This is a genomic window from Protofrankia coriariae (assembly GCF_001017755.1).
GTDB classification, from domain to species: Bacteria; Actinomycetota; Actinomycetes; order Frankiales; family Frankiaceae; genus Protofrankia; species Protofrankia coriariae.
The window spans coordinates 32148-36510 of record NZ_JWIO01000022.1 but is presented as its reverse complement, the minus strand read 5'-3'; the positions used below and the strand labels follow the sequence as shown (position 1 = coordinate 36510).

4 protein-coding genes and 1 pseudogene are annotated in these 4363 nt (G+C 69.3%); 2 read left to right on the top strand and 3 right to left on the bottom strand.

What is annotated here, in order from left to right; all coding sequences use genetic code 11:
- Nucleotides 1-303: 303 nt before the first annotated feature.
- Both FrCorBMG51_RS34800 and FrCorBMG51_RS14330 read right to left on the bottom strand, forming a co-directional pair.
- Nucleotides 304-987: pseudogene (locus FrCorBMG51_RS34800) on the bottom strand (serine/threonine-protein kinase); the annotation flags it as partial.
- A gap of 213 nt (nucleotides 988-1200) precedes the next feature.
- The gene (locus tag FrCorBMG51_RS14330) at nucleotides 1201-1404 is read right to left on the bottom strand and encodes a hypothetical protein (protein WP_047223569.1); all 204 of its coding nucleotides are present in this window, start codon (nucleotides 1402-1404) and stop codon (nucleotides 1201-1203) included.
- Here FrCorBMG51_RS14330 and pgi point away from each other — a divergent pair.
- Nucleotides 1394-3115: a glucose-6-phosphate isomerase gene (gene pgi, locus FrCorBMG51_RS14325; protein WP_047223568.1), complete on the top strand. Its 1722-nt coding sequence runs from the start codon at nucleotides 1394-1396 to the stop codon at nucleotides 3113-3115. The two genes, FrCorBMG51_RS14330 and pgi, sit on opposite strands and share 11 nt — an antisense overlap.
- A 257-nt stretch (nucleotides 3116-3372) precedes the next feature.
- Complete coding sequence (locus tag FrCorBMG51_RS14320) at nucleotides 3373-3756, top strand: STAS domain-containing protein (protein WP_047223567.1); 384 nt, start codon at nucleotides 3373-3375, stop codon at nucleotides 3754-3756.
- A gap of 112 nt (nucleotides 3757-3868) precedes the next feature.
- Here the strand turns inward: FrCorBMG51_RS14320 and FrCorBMG51_RS14315 are convergent, their stop codons facing one another.
- Nucleotides 3869-4078: a hypothetical protein gene (locus FrCorBMG51_RS14315; RefSeq protein ID WP_131774138.1), complete on the bottom strand. Its 210-nt coding sequence runs from the start codon at nucleotides 4076-4078 to the stop codon at nucleotides 3869-3871.
- Nucleotides 4079-4363 lie beyond the last annotated feature (285 nt).

The following is a 4363-nucleotide window of genomic DNA, read 5'->3' as shown; positions in this document are numbered from 1 at the left end:
CGGCTGCGCGCCAGCCGGCCACGGCCGCGGCGGCTGCTGGGGCCCGGATCCCGGCGTTGCGGGCTGTCGGGGCTGTGCCTGGGCACCCTGAGCGGACGGATTCGACCCGGACACCTGACCCAGCGCCGCGTGCCGCACCTCGTCGTCCACCCGCACCTTGATGCCGCTGCGGGTGAGCCAGCTCGGACCGAACGAGCCCGCGGCGGCCTGGGCGAGATCAAGGGCGAATTCGGTGGCGCCGCCGAAGCGGGCGGCGGGTTCCTTGGCCAGCACGCGCATGATGACCGCGTTGATGGCGGCGGGTATGCCCTCGAGCGGAAGCGGGGTGACGTTGAGATGGTGGTTGACGAGCTCGCCCACGGACAGGGAACGGCCGAAAAGAGGCCGTTGAGCGAGTAATTCGTAGAGCACCCCGCCGAGCGCGTAGAGATCGGTGGAGGCGTGCAGCCGCCCTCCGGTGATCTGCTCGGGGGCCATGTAACGCGGCGTCCCGAGAATCCCGCTGGCGGTCGTCTCGGTGCCCTCGAAAATCTTCGCGACGCCGAAGTCGGTGACCTTCAGCAGCCCGTCGGAGGCGAACATCATGTTGTCGGGCTTGATGTCCCGGTGCAGGACGTTGTGGGCGTGCGCGGCCTGCAGCGCCGCCGCGGCCGCCAGGCCCAGCGCGCAGGTGGCCTCCGGGGAGATCGGGCCGGTCGCCAGCCGCTGGCGCAGGGTGCCGCCGGGGAGCAGTTCCATGACGAGCAGACAGCTGCCCCGATGCTCGATGTAGTCATGGATGCGCACGATGTGCGGGTGGTCGAGTTCGGCCAGGACGCGGGCCTCGGCGAGGAAGCGGGCCCGCAAGTCCGCGTCGTTGGCCGTGTCGAGCAGCACCTTGATCGCGACGTTGCGGCCGATCAGCCGATGACGGCCGCCGAGGACCAGCCCGTAGCCACCGCGGCCGAGTTCGCCTTCGACCTGGTAGCCGGGGAGAGCGGCCTCCACCAGCGAGCGATCAATCAACAAAGGTCAGTTCCGTCCGCCACCGTATGGACAGCCATTCCCGCATCCGTGTCGGAGCCGCAAAACAGTCGTGAGTGTACGACCGTCACCGTCCGCCGATCCCGTCGCGGGTCACAACCGACGCTGACAGATGGGTGACACAGATCATAGCCAGTGACAGCCGGTCACGTTCATGATCTATTCGCATTCACAGTGTCACATCGACTGGTGGGCGGCCTGTGCCGGTTCCCGGCGGTACCGCGCCGTCGCGGCGGCCCGCCGGGTGACGCGCGCGGTGACCTGCTGGGCATGCGGTGACGTGGACCCGGCGCGGGGGCATGCAGCATCGTGGGCATGTCGCAGCCGCGCCCGCGCCCGCAGCCGTCCAACCGGGAGGTTCCCGAAGATCATGTCGTCCATCGAGCCGTCCCCTGGTGCTGTCCAGCACGATTCCCTGATAACCGGCACGCCGGAATGGGCGGCGCTCGAGAAGCACCACGCTGAGCTTGCCGGTGTCCATCTGCGCGGCCTGTTCGACGACGACCCGCGTCGGGGCGAGACGTTCACCGCGGCGGCCGACGGCCTCCACCTCGACTTCTCCAAGAACAGAATCACCGCCCGGACGGTGGAGCTGCTGGTCGCCCTGGCCGAACGGGCCCGGCTGCGGGAGCAGATCGAAGCCATGTTCACCGGCCAGCGGATCAACACGACCGAGGGCAGGGCGGTGCTCCATGTCGCGCTGCGCGCCCCCGCGGACGCCGTCATCGAGGTGGACGGCGTGAACGTGGTGCCCGCGGTGCACGCCGTGCTCCAGCGGATGTCCGCGTTCGCCGACAAGGTCCGTTCCGGGGTCTGGCGGGGCGCCACCGGAAAGCACATCCGGACGGTCGTGAACATCGGGATCGGCGGCTCGGACCTCGGCCCGGCCATGGCGTACGACGCGCTGCTGGACTACTCCGACCGGTCGATACGGTTCCGCTTCGTCTCCAACGTCGACGGCACCGACATCTGGGAGGCGACCCACGACCTCGACCCGGCCGAGACGCTGTTCGTCGTCTCGTCCAAGACGTTCACCACCCTGGAGACGCTCGCGAACGCCCGCACCGCCCGCGCCTGGGTGACCGACGCGCTCGGGCCGGACGCCGTCCCGTTCCACTTCGTGGCGGTGTCGACGAACACGGCGGAGGTGACCGGGTTCGGTATCGACAGCGCCAACATGTTCGAGTTCTGGGACTGGGTCGGTGGGCGGTACTCGGTGGACTCCGCGATCGGCCTCTCCCTGATGCTGGCGATCGGGCCGGAGCACTTCCGTGACCTGCTCGCCGGGTTCCACGCGATGGACGTCCACTTCCGGACGGCTCCGTTCGACCGGAACCTGCCGGTGCTGCTGGGGCTGCTCGGCCTGTGGTACCGGGACTTCTTCGGCGCGCAGACCCATGCCGTGCTGCCCTACAGCCACTATCTGGGACGGTTCCCGGCATACCTTCAGCAGCTCGACATGGAGAGCAACGGCAAGTCCGTGGACCGCTCCGGCCGGCCGGTGTCCACGCCCACCGGCCCGGTGGTGTGGGGCACGCCCGGGACCAACGGCCAGCACGCCTACTTCCAGCTCATCCACCAGGGCACCGCGCTGGTCCCGGCCGACTTCATCGGCTTCGTCCACCCGAACCACGACGTGCGGACAGGTCGGGGCGGGGGGACGGACCACCACGTCCTGCTGATGGCGAACTTCTTCGCCCAGACCGAGGCGCTCGCCTTCGGCCGCAGCGCCGAACAGGTCGCCGCCGAAGGGGTCGACCCCGCCCTCGTCCCGCACCGGACGTTCCCGGGGAACCGGCCGACCAACACGATTCTCGCGGACCGGCTGACGCCGTTCACCCTCGGCCAGCTCATCGCCCTGTACGAGCACAAGGTCTTCACCCAGGGCGTGCTCTGGGACATCAACAGTTTCGACCAGTGGGGGGTGGAGCTCGGCAAACTGCTGGCACAGCGCATCATTCCGGAACTGTCGGCGGATACCACGGACGGTGACGATCTCGCCGAGGCCGCCGATGCCGGACGGCTGGCCCACGACAGTTCCACCAACAGCCTCATTCGCCGCTTTCGCGAGGCCCGACGCGCCCCGCGGTGACCCCGGTGCCGGCCCGCGGCGCTGGCCTGGTGACCGTCAGGACCCGCCCGCTGGCCGCCCGGCAGCTCCCACCGGGCCCGCGCCCCGTGGGAGTCGGAATCTTTGGTCACGCTCGGTAGTATCGTTGTGTCGAGTGTGTGTATCTCGTGGCTCGGGGAAAGACCACGGCTGTTGACGATTCTCATCCGGTCTCATCCGGAGGTGTGGCAACGGGTGACAGTGGCGGGGAACCGGCGGTATCACCGGGGGGCAAAAGCATGCAGGTGCAGGCCGGTCGGCTGCGGATGTCGGTGACGCAGTCCGAGTGCGAAGTGATCATCGTACTCGACGGCGAGCTCGACACCCGTGGCCGGTTGCGATTCCGTCAGCAGATCCACGAGCTGCTCGGCCGTGGCGGCACCGACGTGGTGGTGGACGTCGATGGTCTGAGCGCCATTGACATCGCGGGGATGGCCGCGCTCCTGCGGGCCGACCTGCTGTTGCGCGGGGTCCACTCGACCGTGCGGATCCGGGGGGCGTCCCCGGCGTTCATGGCGTTGTTGCGTTCCACCGGCCTGACCGGCCGGCTGCAGGTCGAGCCCGGGCCGCGACGGCCGGCCACCGGGACGCCCAGAGCCACCGCCACCAGCTCCGCGCGCTGATCAGCCCGCGGCCCGTCAGCGGCTCCGCGCCACGCTGACCGGCGTCATCTTTTCCACGCATCCTTCTCACCAGCCCCGGCGCATGCCGGGGCTGGTGACGTCGGGCTGTCGGTCAGGGGCGGACGGCGTGTCGGGACACGATCAGCCGCAGAAGCCGGGCCGGGGGCGGTCCGGTCTCCTCAACCACCCCGACGCAGGTGTCGTCCAGGTCCGGGACGGCCCGCAGCGCCGGCCGTCGCACCCGTTCGATCATTTGTTCCACCCGCTGCATGGCCAGCATGCCGACCATCAGCAGGAGTGGAAATCCCAGTACAACCGCCACCGATCCGGCCACCGTGCCCCCCGGCCTTCGTCGACAACACGGAAAGTTCTGATCTAATCCCTTTCCGTTATCTCGCCATCGGTTTTACCCATGGTCGCAGGGCATTCACTTCCTGCCGCCGACTTCGTACATAGGGGGTGAGTGACGCCGCGGACGCCGGACGGCGGCGGCTGACGGCGGTATCATTACCGGGCCCAGCCGGGCGCCGACTGTAAAGCGGTGCCTGTCACCATGTCTGTCATGCCGAGGTCCGCCGTGACGCAGTCGGCCGGCTCGGGGGGCCCG